This window comes from Cyanobacterium sp. Dongsha4 (genome assembly GCF_036345015.1).
In the GTDB taxonomy this organism is placed as follows: Bacteria; Cyanobacteriota; Cyanobacteriia; order Cyanobacteriales; family Cyanobacteriaceae; genus PCC-10605.
Genome location: NZ_CP084098.1, coordinates 428,763 through 453,797, shown reverse-complemented (window position 1 = coordinate 453,797; position 25,035 = coordinate 428,763). Strand labels below are relative to the sequence as shown.

Annotated in this window: 25 protein-coding genes and 1 tRNA gene; 15 read left to right on the top strand and 11 right to left on the bottom strand. The window is 35.3% G+C overall.

Annotated elements, in window-relative coordinates:
* The first annotated feature begins 239 nt into the window (after positions 1-239).
* Both Dongsha4_RS01985 and Dongsha4_RS01980 read left to right on the top strand, forming a co-directional pair.
* A tRNA-Glu gene (locus Dongsha4_RS01985) sits at positions 240-312 on the top strand.
* A 174-nt stretch (positions 313-486) separates the two neighbouring features.
* Positions 487-1,662 (top strand): YcjF family protein, encoded by a 1,176-nt coding sequence (locus tag Dongsha4_RS01980; RefSeq protein WP_330204108.1) that lies wholly within the window; start codon positions 487-489, stop codon positions 1,660-1,662.
* Between the two features lie 48 nt (positions 1,663-1,710).
* Here Dongsha4_RS01980 and Dongsha4_RS01975 read toward each other — a convergent pair whose 3' ends face one another.
* Together Dongsha4_RS01975 and Dongsha4_RS01970 are read right to left on the bottom strand one after the other, a co-directional pair.
* Positions 1,711-2,052 carry a hypothetical protein gene (locus tag Dongsha4_RS01975; protein WP_330204107.1) on the bottom strand — a complete coding sequence of 114 codons (342 nt, stop codon included), beginning with the start codon at positions 2,050-2,052 and terminating at the stop codon, positions 1,711-1,713.
* Positions 2,053-2,127: 75 nt separating this feature from the next.
* Positions 2,128-2,715, bottom strand: a complete 588-nt coding sequence (locus Dongsha4_RS01970) for a DUF3727 domain-containing protein (protein WP_330204106.1) — start codon at positions 2,713-2,715, stop codon at positions 2,128-2,130.
* A 171-nt stretch (positions 2,716-2,886) separates the two neighbouring features.
* On the opposite strand from Dongsha4_RS01970, the gene Dongsha4_RS01965 reads away from it, so the two are divergent.
* From Dongsha4_RS01965 to Dongsha4_RS01955, 3 genes are all read left to right on the top strand, one after another.
* Positions 2,887-5,100: a hypothetical protein gene (locus Dongsha4_RS01965; RefSeq protein WP_330204105.1), complete on the top strand. Its 2,214-nt coding sequence runs from the start codon at positions 2,887-2,889 to the stop codon at positions 5,098-5,100.
* Between the two features lie 153 nt (positions 5,101-5,253).
* Positions 5,254-6,249, top strand: a complete 996-nt coding sequence (locus Dongsha4_RS01960; protein WP_330204104.1) for an L-lactate dehydrogenase — start codon at positions 5,254-5,256, stop codon at positions 6,247-6,249.
* A gap of 21 nt (positions 6,250-6,270) precedes the next feature.
* The gene (locus Dongsha4_RS01955; protein ID WP_330204103.1) at positions 6,271-7,500 is read left to right on the top strand and encodes a potassium/proton antiporter; all 1,230 of its coding nucleotides are present in this window, start codon (positions 6,271-6,273) and stop codon (positions 7,498-7,500) included.
* A gap of 156 nt (positions 7,501-7,656) precedes the next feature.
* Here the strand turns inward: Dongsha4_RS01955 and Dongsha4_RS01950 are convergent, their stop codons facing one another.
* The 3 genes from Dongsha4_RS01950 to Dongsha4_RS01940 all read right to left on the bottom strand — a co-directional run bounded on the left by Dongsha4_RS01950 (position 7,657) and on the right by Dongsha4_RS01940 (position 8,904).
* Positions 7,657-8,031, bottom strand: coding sequence for a DUF948 domain-containing protein (locus tag Dongsha4_RS01950; RefSeq protein WP_330204102.1), 375 nt, complete (start codon positions 8,029-8,031; stop codon positions 7,657-7,659).
* Between the two features lie 66 nt (positions 8,032-8,097).
* Positions 8,098-8,388, bottom strand: coding sequence for a YtxH domain-containing protein (locus tag Dongsha4_RS01945; protein ID WP_330204101.1), 291 nt, complete (start codon positions 8,386-8,388; stop codon positions 8,098-8,100).
* A gap of 33 nt (positions 8,389-8,421) precedes the next feature.
* Complete coding sequence (locus Dongsha4_RS01940) at positions 8,422-8,904, bottom strand: thioesterase family protein (RefSeq protein WP_330204100.1); 483 nt, start codon at positions 8,902-8,904, stop codon at positions 8,422-8,424.
* Between the two features lie 134 nt (positions 8,905-9,038).
* On the opposite strand from Dongsha4_RS01940, the gene Dongsha4_RS01935 reads away from it, so the two are divergent.
* From Dongsha4_RS01935 to Dongsha4_RS01920, 4 genes are all read left to right on the top strand, one after another.
* On the top strand, positions 9,039-9,272 hold the full coding sequence (locus tag Dongsha4_RS01935) for a winged helix-turn-helix domain-containing protein (protein ID WP_330204099.1): 234 nt from the start codon (positions 9,039-9,041) through the stop codon (positions 9,270-9,272).
* A gap of 127 nt (positions 9,273-9,399) precedes the next feature.
* Positions 9,400-10,398 carry a glycosyltransferase family 2 protein gene (locus tag Dongsha4_RS01930; protein WP_330204098.1) on the top strand — a complete coding sequence of 333 codons (999 nt, stop codon included), beginning with the start codon at positions 9,400-9,402 and terminating at the stop codon, positions 10,396-10,398.
* Positions 10,382-11,242, top strand: a complete 861-nt coding sequence (locus tag Dongsha4_RS01925) for a sulfotransferase (protein WP_330204097.1) — start codon at positions 10,382-10,384, stop codon at positions 11,240-11,242. The genes Dongsha4_RS01930 and Dongsha4_RS01925 overlap by 17 nt, the downstream gene beginning before the upstream one ends.
* A 146-nt stretch (positions 11,243-11,388) precedes the next feature.
* Positions 11,389-11,844: an NUDIX hydrolase gene (locus Dongsha4_RS01920; protein WP_330204096.1), complete on the top strand. Its 456-nt coding sequence runs from the start codon at positions 11,389-11,391 to the stop codon at positions 11,842-11,844.
* Between the two features lie 10 nt (positions 11,845-11,854).
* Here Dongsha4_RS01920 and Dongsha4_RS01915 read toward each other — a convergent pair whose 3' ends face one another.
* The gene (locus Dongsha4_RS01915; protein WP_330204095.1) at positions 11,855-13,030 is read right to left on the bottom strand and encodes a GNAT family N-acetyltransferase; all 1,176 of its coding nucleotides are present in this window, start codon (positions 13,028-13,030) and stop codon (positions 11,855-11,857) included.
* Positions 13,031-13,363: 333 nt separating this feature from the next.
* On the opposite strand from Dongsha4_RS01915, the gene Dongsha4_RS01910 reads away from it, so the two are divergent.
* The 6 genes from Dongsha4_RS01910 (at position 13,364) to Dongsha4_RS01885 (ending at position 17,589) form a co-directional block, all read left to right on the top strand.
* Complete coding sequence (locus Dongsha4_RS01910; protein ID WP_330204094.1) at positions 13,364-13,984, top strand: DUF938 domain-containing protein; 621 nt, start codon at positions 13,364-13,366, stop codon at positions 13,982-13,984.
* Positions 13,985-14,200: 216 nt separating this feature from the next.
* A complete protein-coding gene (locus Dongsha4_RS01905; RefSeq protein WP_330204093.1) occupies positions 14,201-15,406 on the top strand; it encodes an MFS transporter in 1,206 nt (401 codons plus the stop codon).
* 105 nt (positions 15,407-15,511) lie between these two features.
* Positions 15,512-16,321, top strand: coding sequence for a septum site-determining protein MinD (gene minD / locus Dongsha4_RS01900; protein ID WP_330204092.1), 810 nt, complete (start codon positions 15,512-15,514; stop codon positions 16,319-16,321).
* Positions 16,322-16,372: 51 nt separating this feature from the next.
* A complete protein-coding gene (gene minE / locus Dongsha4_RS01895) occupies positions 16,373-16,672 on the top strand; it encodes a cell division topological specificity factor MinE (RefSeq protein ID WP_330204091.1) in 300 nt (99 codons plus the stop codon).
* A 173-nt stretch (positions 16,673-16,845) separates the two neighbouring features.
* Positions 16,846-17,109 (top strand): glutaredoxin family protein, encoded by a 264-nt coding sequence (locus Dongsha4_RS01890; RefSeq protein WP_330204090.1) that lies wholly within the window; start codon positions 16,846-16,848, stop codon positions 17,107-17,109.
* 120 nt (positions 17,110-17,229) lie between these two features.
* On the top strand, positions 17,230-17,589 hold the full coding sequence (locus tag Dongsha4_RS01885; RefSeq protein ID WP_330204089.1) for a DUF1622 domain-containing protein: 360 nt from the start codon (positions 17,230-17,232) through the stop codon (positions 17,587-17,589).
* A 398-nt stretch (positions 17,590-17,987) separates the two neighbouring features.
* Here Dongsha4_RS01885 and gloB read toward each other — a convergent pair whose 3' ends face one another.
* From gloB to fusA, 5 genes are all read right to left on the bottom strand, one after another.
* The gene (gene gloB, locus Dongsha4_RS01880; RefSeq protein ID WP_330204088.1) at positions 17,988-18,761 is read right to left on the bottom strand and encodes a hydroxyacylglutathione hydrolase; all 774 of its coding nucleotides are present in this window, start codon (positions 18,759-18,761) and stop codon (positions 17,988-17,990) included.
* 169 nt (positions 18,762-18,930) lie between these two features.
* Positions 18,931-20,349 carry a diguanylate cyclase gene (locus Dongsha4_RS01875; RefSeq protein WP_330204087.1) on the bottom strand — a complete coding sequence of 473 codons (1,419 nt, stop codon included), beginning with the start codon at positions 20,347-20,349 and terminating at the stop codon, positions 18,931-18,933.
* Positions 20,350-20,955: 606 nt separating this feature from the next.
* Positions 20,956-21,273 (bottom strand): 30S ribosomal protein S10, encoded by a 318-nt coding sequence (rpsJ, locus tag Dongsha4_RS01870; protein WP_015218283.1) that lies wholly within the window; start codon positions 21,271-21,273, stop codon positions 20,956-20,958.
* A 288-nt stretch (positions 21,274-21,561) separates the two neighbouring features.
* Positions 21,562-22,791, bottom strand: coding sequence for an elongation factor Tu (gene tuf / locus Dongsha4_RS01865; RefSeq protein WP_330204086.1), 1,230 nt, complete (start codon positions 22,789-22,791; stop codon positions 21,562-21,564).
* Positions 22,792-22,829: 38 nt separating this feature from the next.
* Positions 22,830-24,905 carry an elongation factor G gene (gene fusA / locus Dongsha4_RS01860; RefSeq protein ID WP_330204085.1) on the bottom strand — a complete coding sequence of 692 codons (2,076 nt, stop codon included), beginning with the start codon at positions 24,903-24,905 and terminating at the stop codon, positions 22,830-22,832.
* Between the last annotated feature and the right edge of the window lie 130 nt (positions 24,906-25,035).

Genomic DNA, 25,035 nt, shown 5'->3' with positions numbered 1-25,035 from the left:
TGATGGAGAAAAAGGCAAAGTTAAAAGGGCAAAAGTAAATAGTTGATAATTAATAACTCCTAACCCCTAATACCCATATAACCTACTTTTCTCTTGCTTTTTGTCTAAGTTTTGGGGTTATTGAAAAAAATTTTTGTGCAAAGTTGATTTTTTTGTTGACATTTTAAAAAAGGTTCGTTATATTAATATATGTGCGTTAAACGAGTGAAAACAAAGCAAGTTAAACGTTACAAGTCCAAGCCCCCATCGTCTAGAGGCCTAGGACACCTCCCTTTCACGGAGGCGACAGGGATTCGAATTCCCTTGGGGGTATATAGTAAAGGAGGGTTAACAGCCCTCTTTTTTTGTGTAAAAAATCATTGTGGTTGTCTGGGGTGTTGTTTTTTTCCTTTTTAGTTTTGTTTAGAGGATAATTCTCAGAAATGATTTAGGATTGCTATATATGATTTAATTTGATCTAATCTTAAGATTGTTTAACCAAGAAGAATGAAACTGCCTTCTGTCACAGATACCGCTAAAAAAGCACTTAATTTATTTCGAGTTGATGAAGAAGAAATAAAAAAAATATTAGCAGAGGTGCGATCTCAACTTCCCACCACTGAAGCTCTTTTAATTGGAAAACCACAAGCGGGAAAAAGCTCTATTGTGAGGGGATTAACAGGGGTAGGAAAGGAAATTGTGGGGCAGGGGTTTCGCCCCCATACTCAACACACCGAGCGTTATGCTTATCCTTCGGAAGATTTACCTCTATTAATTTTTACTGATACCGTTGGTTTAGGGGACATAAATAACAGTACGGAGGTCATAATTGAAGAATTAACGGCTGAATTAGAGCAGGAAAGCAAAAAAGCTAGAATATTAATTCTTACGGTAAAAATTAACGATTTCGCCACGGATAGCCTTAAAATGGTAGCGGAAAATCTCCAGAAAAAATATCCTCAGATTCCCTGTTTACTGGTAGTTACATCGTTACATGAACTTTACCCTAGTTATGATACTAATCACCCCGATTATCCCCCTACTTTTTCTGAAATAGAAAGGGCATTTACAGAAATTAAAAATACTTTTCAAGGATTATTTGATCAAGCTGTTTTAATTGATTTTACCTTAGAACAAGATGAATATAATCCTGTTTTTTATGGTTTAGAAGCCTTAAGAGATTCTTTGGCAGAATTATTACCTTCTGCGGAAGCTCAAACAATTCACAAGTTATTAGATCAAACAGTGGACTCTCAATTAGGAAGTATTTATCGAGATGTTGCCAGACGTTACATATTAGCCTTTTCCATTATGGCTGGTACTGTTGCGGCAGTGCCTTTACCTTTTGCGACGATGCCCGTTTTAACTGCCTTAGAGGTGACGATGGTGGGAGTATTAGGTCAACTTTATGGACAGAAAATCAGTGCTTCTCAAGCAGGTGGTATTTTAAGTGCGATCGCAGGAGGATTTTTGGCACAAGCCATAGGTAGAGAGTTAATTAAGTTTGTGCCGGGATTTGGTTCTGTGGTGGCCGCATCTTGGGCTGGTGCTTATACATGGGCTTTAGGAGAAGGAGCTTGTGTTTATTTCGGGGATTTAATGGGGGGCAAAAAACCAGATCCAAATCAGATTAAAGAGGTTATGAAAGATGCTTTTGATAATGCGAAAAAAAAGTTTAAATAAGCGATATTCGGTATTGAGGAAATAAAAGAAAAAAGGGAAATTTATTATTCAAATTGTCTGCAAATACTGCTCTAAGTCTTCCACTAAACGGGTTAACTCTGCTTCGCTAGTAAGTCGTATTTGAGGGCTTCTGAGGGTGACTAATACTTTAGCAGAGAAAGGACTAGGATAAATATTGGGATTACAAAAAAGTTCTAAAAATACATCTCCTGTATATTGATACTCCATTGCTGTTTTTGGGGTTGGTTTACCTCCCGTTTTATTTTGCAAGGCAATTTCTTTAAGACTTTGCATTAAATTATTAATTTCTGTCTGTAAATTTTCCGCCGCACTGGAGGTAAAGTTAAAGGAAACTGAACCTTGAATTAAATTAAGTGTTAATTGACTCATATAACTACTAATTGATGAATAGTTGACCGCTAAAAACTCCTAATGCTGAACCCATAACCCCGAATTTTTCTTTTTTTAATTGTCCTCGTAATCTTCAAAAAGCAATTCTTCGAGAATCCAACTTACTTCTTCTTCTTGAGACTGTATTATATTTATTTTACCAAAACCGTCTTTCTCGCCGATAAATAAAATGGGGCTTAGAGGGGTGCAAATATTATATTTTTGTTCTTCTGAGTAAAAACTGGCTAAAAACTGTAATTCTTCGGGTTCTATTTCTGAGGTGTGTTCTTCGATTTCTAAGCTAATAATATTATTTTCTTCCAAAGGTGGTAATTCTCCACTAGCAGTTAAGATAAAACCTGTCCGCTTCAAATATAAGTTTAATTCTCCTAAAACAGCTTTTGCATCATCAAATATACCATCAAGTTCTTCATTTTCTTCTACCATAACGGTTTCACTGTATTCATTATCATCGGAATCTATTTCTTCCGTTAAAATGACGATGGCCAGATCAATAGGCATTAGTAAAACATATATTTTGCCATCATATTCAATTTCATTCTCAATATAACAATCGAGCGATCGCCCCTCATCGTCAAAGATGGTGACAATCTCAGTATCATCATATTGCCCACTATCAGAAGAAAATCCAGGGGAGGACATAATTTTTTATTTAGCTAGAGTTTAGGTAAAAATGGTTTGTAAAATTCAGAATATCATGGTTTGAGATCAGAATGTTAAACTGATAAGGAAAATTAGCTTGAAGACTCTTATTTTTCCTAATATTATTAATTATTTATCTTTGAGTACTAAATATTTTGAGTTAAAACAGTGGTGGATGAAACAACAAGTTCCTTTGCAGTAACAGAAAATGACGAAGAAGAATTAGCCCCTGTAGTGGCCGTAAAAAAAGGTAGTTTGCCAAAATTCTATTTAAATGTTGTTAAGCGTCGTTGGTTAATTATTCTTATTTTTGCTATTTCTGGTTTTGTTCCTGCATTTTTATGGAGTAAAACAGATTCTGTTATCTATTCAGGTAGTTTTGAAATGTTAGTTGAACCTGTAACCTCCGCAGAAAAACTAACCGAACCGACAACCTTAGCTCGAACTGGCGGCAATGTAAATGAGGATTTACTTTCGGTTGATTATCCAACAATTTTAAGAATTCTTAAAAGTAATAATATTCTTCAACAGATAGCGGAAAAAGTTAATCAAAATTATCCTTTATATCCACCTGCTTATTTGTTAAAAACTTTTGGACAAGATTTAGTTGTAGAGAGAGCCCAACAGGGAAAAAGTCGGTTTGATCAAACTAAGGTTATTTCTGTACGCTATCAACATGAAAATCCTGATTTAGTGATGTCAGTCTTAGAAACTGCGTCAGAGCAGTACCTACGATATAGTCAAGAGGAACGAGAAAGAAATTTAGAGTCCGGTGTAAAGTTTATTAATGAACAATTGCCCGAAATTCGCCAAAGAATTGACAAACTACAAAATAGGCAAAAAGAGCTACAGTCTCAGTACGAATTAATCAGTCCTCAAGTCAAGGGAGATACTTTATTTCAACGCAATACAGAATTTACTCAAGAAATTTTTAATATTGAATCCCAATTAAAGGAATTAAATATACTTGCCAAAAATCTCCAGAAAGATTTAGGTTTAACACCGGCAGAGTCTCTGATTGCTTCTACTCTTAGTCAAGATCCCAAAAGACAACAGTTATTATTGGATTTACAAGCCATAGATTCACAAATTGCTCAACAATCAGCACAGTTAACAGAAAACCATCCCACGATATTAAATTTACAAGACCAAAAAGATAATATTAGTAATTTATTAGACAAAGAAACTACCAGAGTTTTACGAGAAAATAATATTGATCCTAATGTTAATCCTAGGGTTTTCGCCTATCAGGATGCTAGTCGTTTGGCTTTAATTCAAAAGTTAATTGAAACACAAAATCAAATTGATACTCTTTCTTCTCGTTATCAGTCTTTAAAAAATAGTCAGGCTCAAACCAGTTCTCAATTAGCAGTAATGCCTGGTGTCATCAAAGAATACAATGATCTCGATCGTCAAATTACTTTGGATACAAATATACTAAACCAATTAACTAATCAACGGGAAACTCTAGGAGTAGAAGTTGCTCAAAAACAAATTCCTTGGCAAATTCTTTCTCCTCCACAAATACCAATTGATTCCAGTGGTAACTTGACGGGTTATTCCCCTGAGCCTGAGAAGAAATTAGCGTTTGGTACTGGTTTGGGGGCGATGTTGGGTTTATTAATTGCGATCGCACTTGAGAAGAGAAGAGATATAATCTATGAAACCAGTGATTTAGAGTATGCTTTTGGTTTGCCCATTTTGGGAGTGGTTGAATTAGAAGAAAAGAAAAAAGACCAAGTTACCCTTGAGGAAGAGAATTTTTTTCGTGACTCAAAAAACGTTTATCAAAAGATAACTCCCATACACATATCACTTTCTCAAGTTTATACAAATCTTCATTTTCAATTACCTAACAATCATAAAAATCGTATTCTTGTTACTTCCTTACATCCTACCGATGAACAGGCATATATTGCCGCTAATTTAGCAAAAACAGCAACCGAAATTGATCAAAAAGTATTATTAATTGAAGCTAACACCATTCAACCAGAAATACATGAATTTTTTAGCAATAACACTTGCTCTAAGTTAAAAGATTTGTTATCCATTCCTGCTTTAGAGCTATCTATCCTAGATAAATTAGGAAAACAGGAAAATGTTACTATTCTCAGTGCTGAAGACGCCGATTCGGAGAAGCCTTTACATTTAAGTTCAGAAGTAGCTCAAAATTTGGTAGATCAAATTGCACAACATTATGCTTTAACTATTTATAATAGTTCGTTCTTTCTTGAATCTTTCGATTTGAGTTTACTTGCTCAAAAAACAGAAGGTATTATTATGGTAATTAAATTAAGACAAACCTCTTTTTCTCAACTTAAAGATGCGATCGCACGTGTTCAAACCTATGATCTAAGTTTTTTAGGTTTTGTTGTCATTGAATAATAATTAACCTCAGTTCGGTTGAAGAATATTAGATAAGAGTAGGTGTCAGGGTTCAGGTAGTGTTAAATTAATGGTTCAAGAATTTAGATTATCTTAACCATTTGTTATCCTCAACTTGCTATATTGCCAAATCAAACCATTGGAATAAAAATCATGTTTGAAAAAATACTATTATCTAATCCTTGTGCTGAAAACCCCACTTCTTTACGTCCTCGGAAGGGCATTATTATTGGTTTAGGACAAGTGGGACTAGCTTGTGCTTACTCAATGTTAATTCAAGATTGTTTTGATGAATTAATTTTGCAAGACATTGCCTCAGATAAATTGGAAGGGGAAGTCATGGATTTTTCTCATGGAATGCCCTTTATTGCTCCCACAGACATCAAATCTGGAACAATTGCGGATGAGGGCAGAAATGCAGATATTGTGATTATTACGGCAGGAGTTGCTCAAAAAGAAGGGGAAAGTCGCCTGAGTTTGCTAGAAAGAAATATCGCTATTTACAAAAAAATTCTTGCTGATGTGGTTAAGTATTGTCCTGAAGCAATTATTTTAGTGGTGACAAATCCTGTGGACATTATGACTTATGCAACCCTTAAAATTACTGGGTTTCCTAGTTCCAGAGTTATTGGTAGTGGCACTGTGCTTGATACTGCCCGTTTTCGTACCTTATTAGCTAAAGAAATGGATATTGACCCTCGTAGTGTTCATGCTTATATTATTGGTGAACATGGAGATAGTGAAGTACCTGTGTGGAGTACCGCAAATGTTGGGGGGATGAAACTTGTGCCGAATACATGGGCTGATTTGCCTGAAGATGAAAAAGCTACTTTGTCGGGAATTTTTCAAAAAGTTCAAAATGCGGCTTATGACATTATTAAGTTAAAAGGCTACACTTCTTATGCTATAGGTTTAGCAACCACAGATATTGTTAAGGCTATTCTTAATTCTCAGGAAAGAATTTTAACGGTTAGTGGTTTAATGACGGGAATATATGGTATTGAGGATGTTTGTTTAAGTATTCCTAGAGTTGTTAGTGAAAGAGGTATTATCAAGACGGTTAACTTGGCTCTTTCTGAAGAAGAGGAAAAATTATTACAGCAATCAGCAAAAGTTTTAAAAGAAGTGTTTGATAAGATTAATTACTGAAAATGTGTTTCATAAATACTAATGAATCTAAGTTACTTATCCATAGAGGAACTCTTTTTAATTTTTGGCATATTAATATTAGCCAGTGTGTTTGCTAGTAAAATAGCATCTCGTTTGGGAGTTCCTGCTTTACTTTTATTTCTCTTGATTGGTATTCTGTCTGGAAGTCAAGGTATCGGTGGCATTGATTTTGAAAGTTATGGTGTCAGTCAGTATGTTGCCGACTCTGCTTTGGTAATCATTCTTTTCTCAGGGGGATTGGATACTAAATGGCAAGAAATACGTCCTATCATCAAAGAAGGTTTAGTTCTCTCAACCGTGGGAGTTGGTATCACGGCGGTTTTAGTCGGTAGTTTTGCATGGTTTATTCTTGGTAGTTTTTCCAGTTTTAATTTAGGAGTTGAGGGTATTAGTTGGACAGAAGGATTATTATTAGGTGCGATCGTATCTTCTACGGATGCGGCGGCGGTTTTTTCCGTGTTAAAGTCTAGCAACATTAAGTTAAAAAATAATTTACAACCTCTGTTAGAACTGGAATCTGGCAGTAATGACCCCACCGCAATACTTTTAGCAACTTCTATCATTGGAATCTTAGCCCAAGGGGTATTTAATCCCACCGTGATCATTTTAAATTTATTGCTACAAATACTGATCGGTTCTTTTTTGGGCTACTATGGCGGTTTATTTATGGTATGGGTTATTAACCGTGTTCGTTTGGTTTCGGATGGGCTTTATCCTGTTTGTGGTTTTGGTTTATTACTCATGATTTTTAGTATCACAGCTTTTGCTCGTGGTAATCCTTTTCTTGCTGTTTATATTACAGGTATCGTTTTTAGTAATAGTAATGTTTTAAAAAAGGAATTAATTGTTAGTTTTCATGATGGTTTATCGTGGTTAATGGAAATAACAATGTTTTTAACTCTTGGTTTATTGGTTTTTCCTTCTGATTTACTTTCCAATATTTATGTTGGAATTGCGATCGCACTCTTTTTAATTTTGATAGCTCGTCCTATTAGTGTATTTTTATGTCTTGCACCTTTTTCTAAGTATAAACAGGCTGATAAGCTATTTGTTTCTTGGGTTGGCTTAAGGGGGGCAGTACCAATTGTACTTTCGATTATGCCCATTACTCAGGGTTTTGAGTACGCAGATCAAATTTTTAACCTTGTATTTTTCTTGGTAATTATTTCAGTTTTGATTCAAGGATTATCTCTCACACCGATGGCAAAATTTCTCAAAGTCATAGAATAATTCTGAACAGGGTTGTATCAGCACAAAGCAAGGGGCAAGGGGCAAAGAAAAGAAAAAAGGTCAAAAGGCAAAAGTATTTATTTAATTAACACGCTTCCCTAATACCTGAAACCTCTTTCCGAACTCCTAACCCCGAACTCCGAACTCCGAACTTCTTTAAGATTTATCATAATCTTTCCATGCTTGAAGACCTGTTTTTAAGCCAATCCAAAAACTTTTACTTTTTGTTTGCGCACTTTCTACTTGTTTTTTTGCATTAATGAGAGTGCGATCGACTTTTTGTACTGCTCCAGAAGCACTTTTTACTCCCCCTTTCATTTCTTCGCTCAATTCTGTGATTTCTATATTGGTTACTCTAATCGCTTCTAAGGTATCAGGAAATTCTCTATTTAAAGTATCAAACAGTTTTTCTGCACTACGAGCCGCTCTGCTCAATTCCTGCACTACTGGTATAAGTGCAATTAAGACAGCAGTTAAGCTAGTGGCTACAAGACAAAGGGATAAGCCGAGCCAGAATAGGGGTTCATTCATGGGGTGTTTTTTATTTGAGATGAAATAGTTGTATATTTGTTATACATTTTTGATGTCTTTCTGATTTCAATCATCTTTAAGGCGACTTGCTTCAATTCCAGCAGCGATCGCAACTTGTAGTCGTTCTAATGTGTTATGCCATTTTGCGGTGACGGAAGAAGATAAACGAAGAGTGTTATTTTGCATGGTGGATGATATATCTTCTGTCATTTCAGGTAAGGCTTGAGCTGTTTTAGCAATAATTTTACGGTTTTCCTTACCAGTTCGAGGAGTTAGTAATAGAGTAGCAATGGTAGCGATACTGCTACCGAGTAGTAGTCCTATTAGAAAAGTCATGTTTTTTTCTTCTTGACTCATTATTAACCCCTTTTAATAAATTAGACTGTATTTTTATAATTTTATAAGTGCATCCTTTAACACTGGTGGCAACTGTCGCATAATTTTACCTTTTTCCCGATCAATTCCCACTAAGGTAATTTTACCCGTAACATAAGTTATATTTCCTCGCCACGCTGTAATTTCATAATCCCAGTGGATTCTTACTCCTTCTAAATCATTGACTCTGGTTTTAACAATAGCGCGATCGCCCATTTTCAAAGAACGATGATAACGAATATTTACTTCTACAACTGGCAACTCATATCCTAATTCCACTAAATGGGCATAATCAATACCAATAGATTGTAAACACTCAACCCTAGCCTCCTCCATCCAAGCAACATAATTACCATGCCACACAATCCCGCCATAGTCAGTATGATGAGGATGTACAACAATGGGATACTCGAACCATTTTTCTGTATTTGCTCGATAACTATGATCTAATTCAATATCTGCACTAGGGGGTAACTGTGGTTTTTCTCCTTGAGACAATTTTTTACTCCCAAAACAAACACATTCAGAATTTTCTTGTCTCTATTTTTGACCATCAACTCATCATTGTCAATCAAGACTTGTAGAAATGTGATTTAATATTTTTTTAATATTTTGTGTGTGAGGAAAAATCAATGGCAAGAATCAAGTTTATAAAATCAAGGGGCGGTTTAACTACTACAGAAAGAATTTTACAAATTATTCAAGAAAACCCCAAGGGATTAACCTTAAAGTCCTTAAAACAAGAAATTAATCGCCCAGTTTCTATGTTGAATATCTGCTTAAAAACCCTTATCCAAACAAAGCAGATTAGAGTAACAGTAGAGCTTAGTGAAGACCAAATAAAAAAGATATATTCATGTAACTAAGTTTATTTCTGGGTAATAGGGATTTGTCAAAAATTTTAGAATTGAGAATAGACAAAATAAGCAATTATTGCGAGAGAGAAAAGCTGTTCTAAAATTAGTTTTATGATTAAGATATGAGTTAATTGTCATGTCGGAACAAACAAATTCCTATTACTTAAGTATTGTTATTGTTAATTATCGTACTCCGAAGTTAACTATTGATTGTTTAAAATCACTGGCTTCAGAAATTGACGGTTTGCCACCAACAAGGGTTATTGTGGTAGATAATCACTCGGAGGATGACTCCGTCAGTTTAATAAAAGATGCGATCGCACTTTCAAGTTGGGAAGATTGGGCATTCGTCATCGAGTCGGAAGTTAATGGAGGCTTTTCCTATGGAAATAATTTAGGAATTAAAACGGTAAAAGCTGAGAACTATTTGCTCTTAAATAGTGATACTATCGTCCGTAGTGGCTCAATCAAAATTTTATTAGAAGCAATAAATAAATATCATAGAGCAGGGATAGTGAGTCCTCGCTTAGAGTGGTTAGATGGTGAACCTCAAATTAGCTGTTTTCGAAATCGCTCTCCTTTAAACGAATTGATTAACTCAGCTAAAACAGGAGCAATAACCAAAATTTTGCATAAATATGATGTGCCACTACCTGTTACGGATCAAGCTATAGACGTTGAATGGACAAGTTTTGCTTGTGTTTTAATTAGACACAAAGTCATTGAACAAATAGGCTTAATGGATGAAGGTTATTTTATGTATTTCGATGATATAGATTACTGTCGTCGGATAAAAGAGGCAGGGTGGCAAATCATTCATTATCCCTTCGCCAGAGTTGTTCATCTCAGGGGCGGTAGTGGTTCTGTTAAAAAAGATATTTCCTTGAAAAAACGTCCTCCAGAATATTTATATGCTTCTCGCTCTCGATATTTTACTAAGTTTTATGGCATTTTCGGTTTATGGATGGCAAATTTATTGTGGTTAGTGGGGCGAAGTATATCTTACACAAGGGAAATTATCGAACGTAAACCTCCTCAAACTTGTACATTAGAAGCAAGAGATATTTGGCTCAATTGGTACAATCCTTTAAAACCATATTTAAAAGAGAATAAAAAAGATGAACAAAAAGCCTGATTTTTTAATTATCGGGGCGATGAAATCCGCTACAAGTACCCTGCACGAACAATTGGCTTTACAATCTGGTATTTTTATGACCGATTTAAAAGAGCCTAATTTTTTTAGCAATGATGAGATATATCAACAAGGTATAGCATGGTATTTATCTCAATTTCAGGATGCACAATCAAAGGATATTTGTGGGGAATCTAGCACTCATTATACAAAGTTACCTACATACCAACACACTATTGAGCGAATCAGTCTTCACGTACCTGATGTTAAATTTATCTATGTGATGCGTCATCCTATTGATCGTTTAATTTCTCAATATATTCATGAGTGGACACAAAGGATAATTAGTATCAATATCAATCAGGCAATTTATGAATATCCTGAATTAATCGCCTATAGTCAATATTCTTTTCAACTACAACCTTATTTTGATACTTTTGGACGAGATAGAGTCTTACCAGTATTTTTTGAAAGACTTTTAAAATATCCTCAAACGGAATTAGAAAGAATTGGTAAATTTATTGGTTATCAATCCGAGATAAAATGGCATGATTTGTCAGCCGTTAATGTTTCCACAGAAAGAATGAGAAAAAGTGAATGGCGAGATTTTTTAGTGGAAGCACCTATTCTTAAACAAATTCGCAAAAGTATTATTCCCCAAGTAGTGCGCGATCGCATCAAAAGTTTATGGACTATGAAAGAAAAACCCCACTTAACACCAGAAAATATCAAACACTTACAATTAATTTTTGACCAAGATTTAAAGGTGCTAGGCGAATGGTTAGGAGTAGAAATAAATTGTCAAAACTATAAACAAATTGTCAATGATTTCTCCCTAAACTGGTGAAAATATGACCAAAGTAATTGTTATTTTATAATTATCATGACATAATTTTTTTATTACAAATTAATATCTAAAATTAAAATACCCATAAATTATAGAAGTTTGATAACATCAATATATTACTTACCGAGTTTTTAAGCACCAAAAAAGTGTGGCGTAATTGGCAATTCATTTCTGGAGTTCTCAAAATAATTTTCCGTCATCCTGTCATGGGTGTTACCCTTGTGCCGATTTTACCTGACGGCAGAGTTGTCCTTGTTTATCGTAGAGACTGTCAACAATGGAGTTTACCCGGAGGAATGATTGATTGGGGTGAAGATGTTCCCAATACTGCCCGTCGAGAGTTGAAAGAGGAAACAGGTTTAGATTTAGTCAATATTTCACGCTTAGTGGGTGTTTATTCATCTCCAGACCGAGATCCCCGTTTACATTCTATTTGTGTTCTCGTTGAAGTTGAAGCCACTGGAGAATTATCAGTTAAAGATACTTGGGAAATTACCCAAGTTAAGGCTTTTTCTCCCCAAGAAATTCCCATTGGCAATTTAGCTCATGATCACGATCGCCAAATACAAGATTATTTACAGGGGAAAAATACTATTAGCTAGGTTTTTTTTACTATTCTTGATGGTCTGCGGATTTATTCTGAGAATTATGAGGATTATCTTGCCAGTGGGATTTTGTCCAAGGAGTAGGAATAGGGGTATGAACTGGTTTTAAACTGTTTAAAACTTCGGGTAAACTCAGATCGAGAGATTTAGTTTCTTTTAGTTTATGCCATACAGAACGAGACATTAATAAATTGTGATCTTGACGGGTTGCTCCTAACTGCTCTAAAAATTCCTCTCTTTCTGCTTGATAGTCTGCTGAGGATAATATTAAAGATTGAGAGGGATAAACCTTAATTAAGGTTGCCATTTGTGATAACAATTTAGGATATAGCCATGTATAGGCAGGATGTACTGTTAGCTTTGCTTTGTGAGGATGATTTCCGTCTTTACATAAGTTAATTTCAAAATAGCCGATCGCAGCTTTTCTCTGAGGTTCAAACACATAAGCACTAACTACCTCTGTATGATTAAATAATTCTTGTATTTTGCCCGTTAAATATTGCCATAAATTAGTTTTAAAATCATCCACATGGCGATCGAAAATTTGTCTTAACATCGGGGGCATAGAAACACAATCTAACTGGTAAATAAGTTTTGCATCTGCATTACTCACAGGTAGTAAATTCGGTAAATTAGGTTCTTGTTGTGCTAGTTTTTCTAAGGTATCCCCATCACATTGCCAATAGGTAATCTGTGCCATCGGCTGAAAACCATTTTCCCTATATAAACCAATAGTATTTTTTTCATTCACATTAACTTCTAGTACCCAAGTTCTAGCTTCCCAGATTTTCTCAAAACAATAACGTAATAATTGAGAACCAATACTGCAATTACCGATTAATAAGTGACTTAAAGAAGTATTGTGATTGATTAAAACCTGTTCAACTTTCCAAGTACTGCGATTATGGTTAATGGGATAAACTTGAATTAATCCCTGAATTTGCTGGTGTTTTTCCGCTACATAAACATAAAAATCTTGATCAACAGTCCAAGGTAAAATTTTTGTTAATTGTAATAAACCATAACAACTTTGATATTTTTGAATTTTCTCTAATAAAGCATTTTGACGACTGTTAAATTCGATGGACAAACGTTCTTGTAATAAACGTGCGATCGCACCTAAATCACGATATTGAATAGGACGAATTTGCATAATAGACTTAGATTTAGAGTAAGTATTCATAGCTGAAAAAAATAAAAATAGTGCGGTAAAATATAATGAATAATAAAATTATTTCTTCTAAAAAAGCAAAATACGAAGAAAAGCTAAAACAGCAGTAATATCAAATACTAAAAAAGCAAAATTTAATAGTTAAACAATCAATATTCTAACAGTGAAGAAAGGATTTTGAGTTAAATTATCAACAAAAAAGTAGTTAATGGTTGCTATAGTAATTATTGTAATTCCCATTTTAATCTTAACCGATAAAAAAAGATCTGAGATCCACCGAAAGAATTAAAAATTTGTAACCCAACATTTTTGATTAGATAACAATAAAAAATCGATGGAAATTTTATGAAAAAACACGCTCCTGCAACAGTTAATAATCGTGAACCCATACTAGAGATATTGAAAAACATAATTGTCAATAATGATACAGGTAATATCTTAGAGGTTGCTAGTGGCACAGGAGAACATTCTATATTTTTTGCACCTCATTTTCCTCAACAAAAATGGATTCCCTCTGATCAAAATCTGGAATCTATCGCTAGTATCAAAGCATGGAGAGAAGAATACCACTGTGATAATTTACAATCACCTTTAATAATTGATGTTATGGAGAGCGATTGGTATCTGCCTTTAAAAACAGAAAAAATAAGCACAATTATTTGTATTAATATGATTCATATTGCCCCTTGGGAGGCTTGTCTCGGCTTAATGGAAGGTGCAGGGGAATTATTACCCCTCAATGGTATTTTATATCTGTATGGGGCTTATAAACTCAACAACCAGCACACTGCCCCCAGTAATAAAGAATTTGATTATTATTTAAGAAGTCAAAACCCTGCATGGGGGGTGAGAAATTTAGAAGACGTGGAAAAAATTGCTAATAAATATCATTTGAATTTGGAGCAAAAAATAGCCATGCCCGCTAATAATTTTTCTTTAATTTTCCGCAAAACAAATATTAATTAACCTCATTTCAGTTTAAGAATATCGGATAAGGGTTCGGAGTTCAGAGTTTTTAATTCTTAATTTTTAATTCTTAATTATCAACTATTCACCCCAACACTATTCATCTTTGCCCTTTTTACTTTGCCTCTTGCCCTTTTCGCCATCACTCATAGATGAACATTTATCCTGAACTCAGGTGATGTTAGGTTTTAATATATAACTTTAAAATACTTGAACATGAGTAAATTATCATTAAATCCACAGGTTTGGATATTAGCAGGAGGAAGATTATTATTACAATTTGGTACGGGATTTACTTTATTTTATGCTCCGATATTTTTTGTTAATGAGTTGAATTTTTCGCCCACAATGGTGGGTATTGCTCTTGGTAGCTCTTCTGTATCAGGAATTGTAGGAAGGTTTTGGGGAGGTAGTTGGAGTGACTCCCTAAAGTGGGGAAGGAAGAAAACCTTACTTTTATCAGCGTTAATTTCGGCAGTAGCAGATATATTTTTGATTCTCACTCATAACTATCTTTTCCTATTACTGGGTAATTTGTTGATGGGTTTAGGAATAGGTTTATATTGGCCTCCGGCAGAAGCGGCAGTGGCGGATTTAACTACGGAAAAACAGAGAAACTCGGCTTTTGCCTTAAGCCGTTTGGGAGATAATATTGGTTTAGGTTTGGGGGTTGCCGTGGGGGGTTGGTTAATTGCCCTTACTAATAATTATCGCTTGTTATTTATTATTGATGGTTTTTCTTTTATTTTATTTTATTTAGTTATTAAGTTTACTATTAAGGAGAGTTATCACGGAGGAAAAGAGGGAGATGAGGATAATTGGCAAAATTGGCAGAAGGCTTTGAAAGATAAAAGATTATGGGTTTTTTGTTTTATTAATATTCTGTTTACTACTTATATTTCTCAAATTCAGTCCACTTTACCTCTATACTTGACTAATTTTACCAACAGTAATCAATTTTCTATTACTAATCTTAGTGGTTTATTTAGTTTACATATTGCTTTTGCCGCTTTGTTTCAATTACCTGTGGTGAAAATTCTTAATCGTCTTAGCCATCTTCGTGGTTTAATGTTGTCAGCTTTAATTTGGGGCATTAGTTTTGCTCTAGTATGGTTGACGGGAAATGTAAATAATTATGCTTTTTATTGGGGTATATTAGCGGTTTTATTAGGTGCGATCGCACTTACTACTTATAATCCTGCGGCTTCTGCTTTTGTGGTGGATATATCTCCTGAATCTTTACGAGGAATTTATTTTGCTATTAATTCTCAGTGTTGGGCAATCGGTTATTTAATTGGCCCTCCTTTAGGGGGTTGGGTTTTAGATCAAGGAGAGGTTTATGCTCACAATTTTTGGTTGATTCTAGCATTTAGTGTTGCGATCGCAATTTTCACTTTACAATATTTAATCTCTCAAGAATAAGGAGAATTATCGACTCTCAACTAGAAGGTTGTTTTAAATTTTAGTTACAATTATTTAGCCTAGTTGATTTATATTGGTTTTGTTATCTTTTATTACTATTTTTATATGACTAGAGTTATTGTTATTACTTCTGGAAAAGGCGGAGTCGGGAAAACAACCATTACGGCAAATCTTGGCACAGCCGTTGCCCAGTTGGGGAAAAAAGTTTGTCTGATTGATGCAGATTTTGGGTTAAGAAATTTAGATTTATTATTGGGTCTGGAGCAAAGAGTCGTTTATACTATTATTGATGCTTTATCTGGTGAATGTACTTTAGAAAAAGCGATCGTTAAAGATAAAAGAACAGAAGGCTTACATCTGTTACCTGCGGCACAGAATCGCACTAAAGATGCCATTACTCCAGAACAAATGAAGGAAGTAGTCGAGCAACTTAGTCCTAATTTTGATTATATCTTTGTTGACTGTCCTGCGGGGATTGAAATGGGCTTCCGTAATGCTATCTCGGCGGCAAAAGAAGCCTTAATTGTTACAACTCCTGAAGTTGCGGCAGTTAGGGATGCGGATAGAGTTGTCGGCTTATTAGAAAGTGAGAATATGAGTAATATTCGCCTTATCGTTAATCGACTGCGTCCAGAAATGGTACAAATGGATGAGATGTTGAGTGTAGAGGATATACTTGATTTATTAGTTGTTCCTTTAATTGGCATTGTACCTGACGATAAAAAAATCATAACATCTTCTAATAAAGGAGAACCATTGGTTTTAAGTCCTCAAGATTCTCTCCCCGCTATGGCTATTAAAAATATTGCCAGAAGAGTTAATGGTACTGATGTTCCATTTTTAGATTTAATGGCAACTCAAGATAATCTCATTACAAGAATCCGTCGTTTTTTTGGTTTTTCTTCTCAAAAATAATTTTTTCTGTTTATACCCATTTTCTTGCTAAAAAATATCCCCCAACTGAATATGTTTAAAGAAATTGTTGATACTATTAATTCATGGACTGGCTCGAATAAAACTCGTAATCAGGCAAAAAGTCGTTTAAAATTGGTATTGTCTCATGATCGCGCCGGTATTAATCCTGAAATCATCGCCAAAATGCGTCAGGAAATATTAGAAGTTGTTAGCCGTTACCTAGATATTGACGTTGACGAAACTGAATTTTTTATTCAAAGTAATGACCGTAAAACGTCTTTGAGTGCCAATTTACCCATTAAAACTTTTAAGCGTACTCAATCTCCCTTAAATCAAGATAATATAAGCTAGGGAATTTTAAAAATTCATAGTTCAGGATTCGGAGTTCTGAGTTTTTTAATTGTTAAATTCTTAATTGCTAATTAAAACTCAATATCTGAAACCTGAAACTCGTCCAAATCTTATATTCTTATGTAAAAACTGGAGTTTTTTATTCTTTAAAATCTAGTATTATAATCATAAACATGGAATTGATTTTATATAGCAAAGCTGGTTGTCATTTGTGTGAAGGATTAGAGGAAAAACTAAGAACTATTGATGATATTGACATAAAATTAGAGATAAGAGATATTACAGAAAACAAACATTGGTGGGAAAAATATCAATATGAAATTCCTGTTTTGTATATGATAAAAGATGGACAAGAAAAGTTAATTCCTCGTAATTCTCCTCGCATTTCTGTTAGTCAATTAAGTAAAGTTTTACAAAAGTTTGCCAATGAACAATAAACTTCGATCGAACTTGACATAATAATTAATTCTTGTTAGGAAAACGTCAATATTAATCCTATTGCCTGACTTGTTGAAGAAGTCTAATAAACCAAACTAGATACCAAGTAAGCTAAAGATATGGAATTTATCGAACATTTAGAAGGGGGCTTAGTATATATTGCGACATTGGCGAAAATTTTTCTCGAAGCACTGGGGATAATCACCGTAACTATGGGCATTGTCATCAACCTTCATCATATAATTTATCTTTGTCACCATCCTAATAATCACATCTATAATATTGTCAGAACTCGTGTGGCTAGGTCTTTAGCTTTAGCATTGGAATTTCAATTAGGGGCAGATATATTAGCGACAACGGTAGGTGCAACTTATGAGAGTTTGGGAAAATTAGCGATCGTTGCTATTATTAGAACATTTCTTAACTATTTTCTCTCCAAAGAAATTAAAGAATTAAATTTAGAGAATCATGATCATTAGCAGTCAATCAGGAGTTAGGGAGAAGTTTATTAAATAACCTCAGTTTGGTTTAAAAATATCGGGTAAGGATAGGTGTCAAGTATCGTATTATTGAGAGATTGGGGGAAGTGGGATATTCGGGTATTAGAGAGAAACTAATTAACCCTCTTTTATCAAACTCCGCAAACACTTACAATTTATAGATTCTGGAAATATGGTATATCAATTGATCGATAGAATCTTTAATACTATAAAATCAATCAAAACTTTAAATTAGTAAATTTTACTCTGTAACATACTTTAATCCTTAATTACCAAGGTGTTTGAAAATATTTAATAATAGTTAAAATCGGAAACTGACAAAAGAGGGATAAAGAGGGGTTTGCTCCTTGCCCTTTGACCTTTTTCTTGCTTACTACTTAAAAATTATCCTTCATTCCTCGTAAACGTGCGAATACTCTTTCAGGCTCTTCAAATCCCATCAGAGATTTAATTTTGGGGTCATCCCAACGCATAAAAGGATTAGTTAATTTTTCCATACCGATAGTTGAAGGCACAGTAGCTATATTGTTTTGTCTTGCTTCTTGAACATCTTTATAACGTTTATGTAGATGTGGATTATTTTGATCAACGGTAAGGGCAAATTTTAAATTACTTAAGGTATATTCATGGGCACACCAAACTCTAGTGCTTTCAGGTAATTGACGGAGTTTACTTAATGATTCAACCATGTTGGCAGGTGTTCCTTCAAATAAACGCCCACAACCTCCAGCAAATAAGGTATCTCCACAAAATAATTCTCCTGATTCTGATTCATTGATTGGGGGAAAGTAATAAGCAATGTGGGCGAAGGTATGTCCGGGAACGAAATAAACATGAGCTTTTCTACCTGCAAATTCGATCGCATCTCCGTCTTCGAGAAATACATCTTGACGGGGTATTCTACCTTTATCTTTTTTTCCTCCGTAAACTATTGCTTCGGGAAAATGTTGTAATAATTCTTTATTTCCCCCCACATGATCTAAATGATGATGAGTGTTTAATATTGCAGTTAGTTTTCCCCCTAATTTTTCTATTTCCGCTAAAACTGGTTCTGATACCGCAGGATCTACTACAGCAATTTCATTAGTATTGCGATCGCAAATTAAAAATACATAATTATCAGTTAAAACAGGAATTCTAATAATATTCATTGCTTTTCTATTTTTTAAATAACATTTCCTTAATATTGACAACTTTTAAACTCATACTGCAAGTTTTCTTAAGTTAAGACTTGTTCCTAAAAATGATTCAAACTTTTACTCAATGCGAAGTTACTTATCACTTCCTGACGATTTACATGAGTCCTAGCTTACTATTCAATTATTTGTCTAATGACCTAATAACAATACAATTTCTTCCCTTACTTTTTGCTTCATATAAGGCTTGATCCGCTTTATTCATGAAATTTTCTAATTCCGATAAATCAACAGACTCTGGAATAATAATATAACCTCCTAAACTAGCTGTAATCCCTTTGCTAATAGGCGAATTTTCGTGGAGAATTGACCTTTGACGAATATTATTTAAAGTTCTTAGCGCGATCGCATCTAAAGATTGTTTATTCGTATTAGGTAATATAATGACAAATTCTTCTCCTCCATACCTAGCAACTAAATCATTTTCACTTCTAACAACTTCGCAAATAGCCTCTGCAACTTTTTTTAAACATTCATCTCCTTTTTGATGCCCATAATAATCATTATAATTTTTAAAATAATCTATATCGAGTATAATTAAGCCCAAATAAGACTGATTTTTGTATGCTATTCTCCATTCTTGAGACAATTTCAAATCAAATAAACGACGATTCGCAACTCCTGTTAAAGCATCTAAATAAGAAATCTTTTCCAATTGACTATTGAGCTGTAAAATCTGATATTGTGCCTGTTTCAACTTTGTTACTTGTTCCTTAAATTTTTGAGTTAACCAAATTGTTGCCCCCAAAACTATAGAAAAAATAACCCCCATAATTAAAATACCCTCACTAATCAGATTATGCCGATAAGTAACACACTCAGCCCTAATCATTGACTCAGATGCTTCCAAACTCTGCCAAAAAGAAATAGTGATAGTTAAACCAATAATACAACTGGTAATAGGCAACATAAGAAAAGGTAATCGTTGAAAACGTCTTAAAGAAATACATTGAGAATCAAAAATAATAGAAAATCCAGCCATGATGAAACCCACAGAAGTATGTATTGCCATCTGAGTGAGCTTACCCCAACCGTAAGCCGTCTCGACTTCCGATAAATAGCCAAAAAAAGCTACTGTACCTAATCCTGTTACAAATGCACTAAGAATACTAGCTGTGGAAAGAAATTTAATGCGAGGAGGAAAATATGTCAAAAACCAAAGAGATAAACTACTCAACAAAAAGCAAAGGGCAGTGTTAGGAGCCATACGACCCGGATGAGAAGTGGCAACAGTAATATAATGCTCTATAAATAACTGATCAATTCCTATATTAAAACTTAAAATATATTGAATTAAAGTCAGAAAACCCAATAAAAAAACCAATGAAATGAAACATCGAGCAACAAAATAATATTCATAATTAATACCAAAAATAGATAATCCTAAAAAAATAAATCCCAATGCTGTATTAAATTGCATCGGTACAAAATCGGGATGAATTTGAATTAAAGAATCAATCTGGTTATACCAACCAAAACAAACTGTTAACCCCATGACAATGAGGAAGTATGCCCCTATATTAAGACAGGATGGCTTCGGCATAAAAAAAATACTGTAAAAAAGAATTGAATTATCTTTCTACTTAATTATCGAATAGTTAATACAATTTATCATCTTAATTTATCAAATATTGACAATTAGATTTCAAATCTTTTTGGATTAGTGAAACGCAAAAATTAATTATAAATGTAGGTTGAACAAAGTTTATTATGTGGAAAAGTTATCTGGCGAATTGAAAAGCACTGTCCGAAACTAGCTATCTCGTAACCAAAACTTGCCTACATTGGCGATTTCTGCTTTAAATTGAGGTTTTTTGAGTTTATATAAAACGAAAAAGGAGTAGCAGTGAAGTTTATTACTCAACATACGACCCCTCTTTACCTGAGTTTGCGATAAATTTTCATCTATGAGTGATGGCGAAAAGGGCAAACTCTTCTGTGTCTCCCCTTAAAAGGCTAGAAGGGCAAAGGTTCTAAACAATTAGTAATTAGTAACTTCTAACTCTTAACACCGAATACCGAATACCGAACCCCTAACTCATTACTTGTTTCTCCCTAAAACCCCAATACCCCAACAACCTGACACCTACCCGAAATTCTTAAACTGAACTCAAGCCCCTTGTTATAACTTAAGTTTAGTAAAAAATGCTTAGAGTTTTACTTCAATGTCAACACCTGCAGGTAAATCTAGCTTCATTAACGCATCGATAGTTTTAGAAGAAGGTTGATAAATATCAATTACACGGCGGTGAGTACGAGTTTCAAAGTGTTCTCTGGAATCCTTATCAACGTGAGGAGATCTTAACACACAGTAGATTTTACGCTTTGTAGGTAAGGGAATAGGCCCAATAGGTTGAGCATTGGTACGAGTAGCTGTTTCTACAATTTTAGTACAAGAAGTATCAAGTAAACGACGATCAAACGCTTTGAGACGAATACGAATTTTTTGTTGTTGTAAGGTTGCCATGATATTTGTTCCTAAATTTTCAAGGTACGATGATTAATGATTAAATTTGAATTGAAAAAGATATAAGTTTTGAGTTCGGAGTTCGGAGTTCGGAGTTTTTTGAAGTAATGAGTAATGGGTAAATATTCAGTACCAATTATCATTTCGTCCTACATTCTACATTCTTTTCTGCTACCTGAAACCTGAAACCTACCTCAAACAGATATTCTTGCATCCCATTGACGCAAAATGAGGGCGCACCAGAGAAATTAATCTAAAGTACGCCCTAAGAGCATTATTCAGTTTTGATTACTGTAAAATTTTAGCTACAGCACCTGCACCGATGGTACGACCACCTTCACGAATCGCAAAACGCATACCTTGTTCGATCGCAATGGGGCAGATTAATTCTACGGTCATTTTGATGCGATCGCCAGGCATAACCATTTCAGCCGCACTTCCATCGTCAGCAGTGAAGTCACTGATAGTTCCAGTTACGTCAGTTGTACGAACGTAGAACTGAGGACGGTAACCGGGGAAGAAAGGAGTGTGACGACCACCTTCTTCTTTTTTGAGAACGTAAACTTCAGCCTCAAATTTGGTGTGAGGAGTGATAGAACCTGGTTTAGCTAATACCATACCACGCTCAATATCATCCTTTTGAACACCACGAAGAAGTACACCGACGTTGTCTCCAGCCATACCTTCGTCTAAGGTTTTTTGGAACATTTCAACCCCAGTAACAGTGGTGCTACGGGTGTCACGAATACCAACGATCTCGATGGTTTCACCAACTTTAACTTTTCCTCTCTCAATACGACCAGTAGCAACAGTACCACGACCAGTAATAGAGAATACGTCCTCCACTGCCATTAAGAAAGGTTTGTCAATATCACGCTCAGGAGTGGGGATATAAGCATCTACTTCATCCATTAAAGCCCAGATTTTATCGGTCCACTCGTTTTCACCTTTTTGGGTAGCGGCATTAGAGGTCATCTGTTCAACAGCTTTTAATGCAGAACCAGCGACAATGGGAATATTATCACCGTCGAAACCATATTCGCTGAGTAACTCACGAACTTCTAATTCAACTAATTCTAATAATTCATCATCATCTACTTGGTCTTGTTTGTTTAAGAAAACAACTAAGTTAGGTACACCAACCTGTCTAGCTAAGAGGATGTGTTCACGGGTTTGAGGCATAGGACCGTCAGCCGCAGATACTACTAGAATAGCACCATCCATTTGTGCCGCACCAGTGATCATGTTTTTAACGTAGTCAGCGTGTCCAGGACAGTCAACGTGAGCGTAGTGACGATCAGGAGTTTCATACTCTACGTGAGCAGTATTAATGGTAATACCACGAGCTTTTTCTTCAGGGGCTGCATCGATTTCATCGTATTTACGAGCTTTAGCCTGACCAGCCGCCGCCAAAGTTAAGGTAATAGCTGCGGTTAAAGTAGTTTTACCATGGTCAACGTGACCGATAGTACCAATATTAACGTGAGGTTTCGTTCTTTCAAATTTTTCGCGTGCCATTTTCTGTGTCTTTTCCTTTTTTCAGCTAATTAATTAATTTATAGAATTCCTCTATTTTTGGCAATGATGGTATTCGCCACATTGCTAGGAACTTCAGCGTAGTTGCTGAATTCCATGCTAAATATACCACGTCCTTGGGTCTTTGAACGAATATCAGTCGCATATCCGAACATAGTTTCTAAAGGAACTTTTGCAGTTACCTTAGCCAAGCCGTCTTCATTATTCATTCCCTCGATCATACCACGACGGGAGTTAAGATCTCCCATTACATCTCCAAGGAAATTTTCTGGTACTTCTACCTCTACTTTCATCATCGGTTCTAACAACACTGGATCGGCTTTTTCTACACCATCCCGAATTGCCATTGAACCAGCTATTTTGAAAGCCATTTCCGAAGAATCCACATCATGATATGATCCGTCTATTAATGTGACTTTAAGATCAATGACTGGATAACCAGCAATGATTCCAGAATCACAGGCTTCTTTTATCCCTTGCTCTACGGCGGGGATAAATTCCTTGGGAATAGTTCCTCCCACGATTTTTGAATTAAAGTCAAAACCGCTTCCTGCTTCTGCAGGTTCAACTTCGATTACCACATGACCGTATTGACCTTTACCACCGCTTTGGCGAATAAATTTGCCTTCTACAGTGGTGGCTTTACGTATGGTTTCCCGATAGGCCACTTGGGGTTGTCCTACATTTGCTTCAACTTTAAACTCTCGCAACATGCGATCGACTAAAATCTCTAAATGTAATTCTCCCATCCCTGCAATTACAGTCTGGTTAGTCTCAGGATCAACACTAACTTTAAAGGTAGGGTCTTCATCGGATAGAGATTGTAGAGCTTTAGACAACTTGTCCATGTCTTGAGTTGTTTTTGGTTCAACTGCCACAGAGATAACTGGTTCTGGAACATATAAAGATTCCAAAATGATCGGATGATTTTCATCACATAGGGTATCCCCAGTGATAGTTTTTCTTAATCCGATCGCAGCCCCCAGATCTCCTGCTCTTAATTCATCTACCTCAATACGTTCATTTGCTTTCAACACAATCAAACGAGACATTCGCTCTTTTGTGTTTTTGGTTGAATTATAAACATAGTTTCCTTTGGTCAAAACTCCAGAGTAAACCCTTAAGAAAGTCAAGCGACCAAATGGATCTGAGGCGATCTTAAAAGCTAAAGCAGAAAAAGGTTCTTCATCGCTCGAATGACGAGTTTCCTCTTCCCCAGAGGGTAAAAGACCTTTAATAGCAGGTACTTCTGTCGGTGCTGGAAGATAATCCACTACCGCATCAAGCAATAACTGTACCCCTTTATTCTTGAAAGCTGAACCGCATAGCATCGGAACTAAAGTTCCTGCGATCGTTCCTTTACGGATAACCGCTTTTATTTCGTCTTCGGTAATTTCTTCTTCAGCTAAATATTTTTCTAAGAGACTTTCATCAGATTCTGCGATCGCTTCTAACAAATATCCACGATATTCCTGTACTAGCTCTTTTACCTCATCAGGAATTTCCACTACTTCAATATCTTGACCGAGATCGTCCTTGTAGATGTAGGCTTTTTGAGTAACTAAATCCACAATTCCTCGGAAGTCATCTTCGCTACCGATGGGAATTTGAACTGGAATAGCGTGGGCTCGCAAACGATCCTTAACCTGTTGATAAACCTTGAAAAAATTTGCTCCCGTGCGATCCATCTTATTGACGAAGGCAATACGAGGCACATGATAACGATCTGCTTGACGCCAAACCGTTTCTGACTGAGGCTGTACACCACCCACAGAACAAAACACCGCAATTACACCATCGAGAACTCTCATAGAGCGCTCAACCTCAATGGTAAAGTCAACGTGACCAGGAGTATCAATGATGTTAATATGATGCTCCTTCCAACTGGTACTAATGGCGGCGGCGGTTATGGTTATTCCCCTCTCCCGTTCCTGTTCCATCCAGTCTGTCACAGCATTGCCTTCATGAACTTCTCCGATCTTGTGTACAATACCAGAGTAAAAAAGTATTCTTTCTGTCGTTGTGGTTTTACCCGCATCAATATGAGCCGCAATACCAATATTACGGACTAAAGAAAGCGGAATTGTCCGTGCCACAGTTACCTCCTTCTTTTAAGAGTGAAACATCTGGGATGTTTGTAAAAAATTACCTTTACAATTCTACACTTTTCTTTACATTTATTACCAAAGAAGTTGTATCAGTGGTAAAGATGATAAAGAAAAAAAA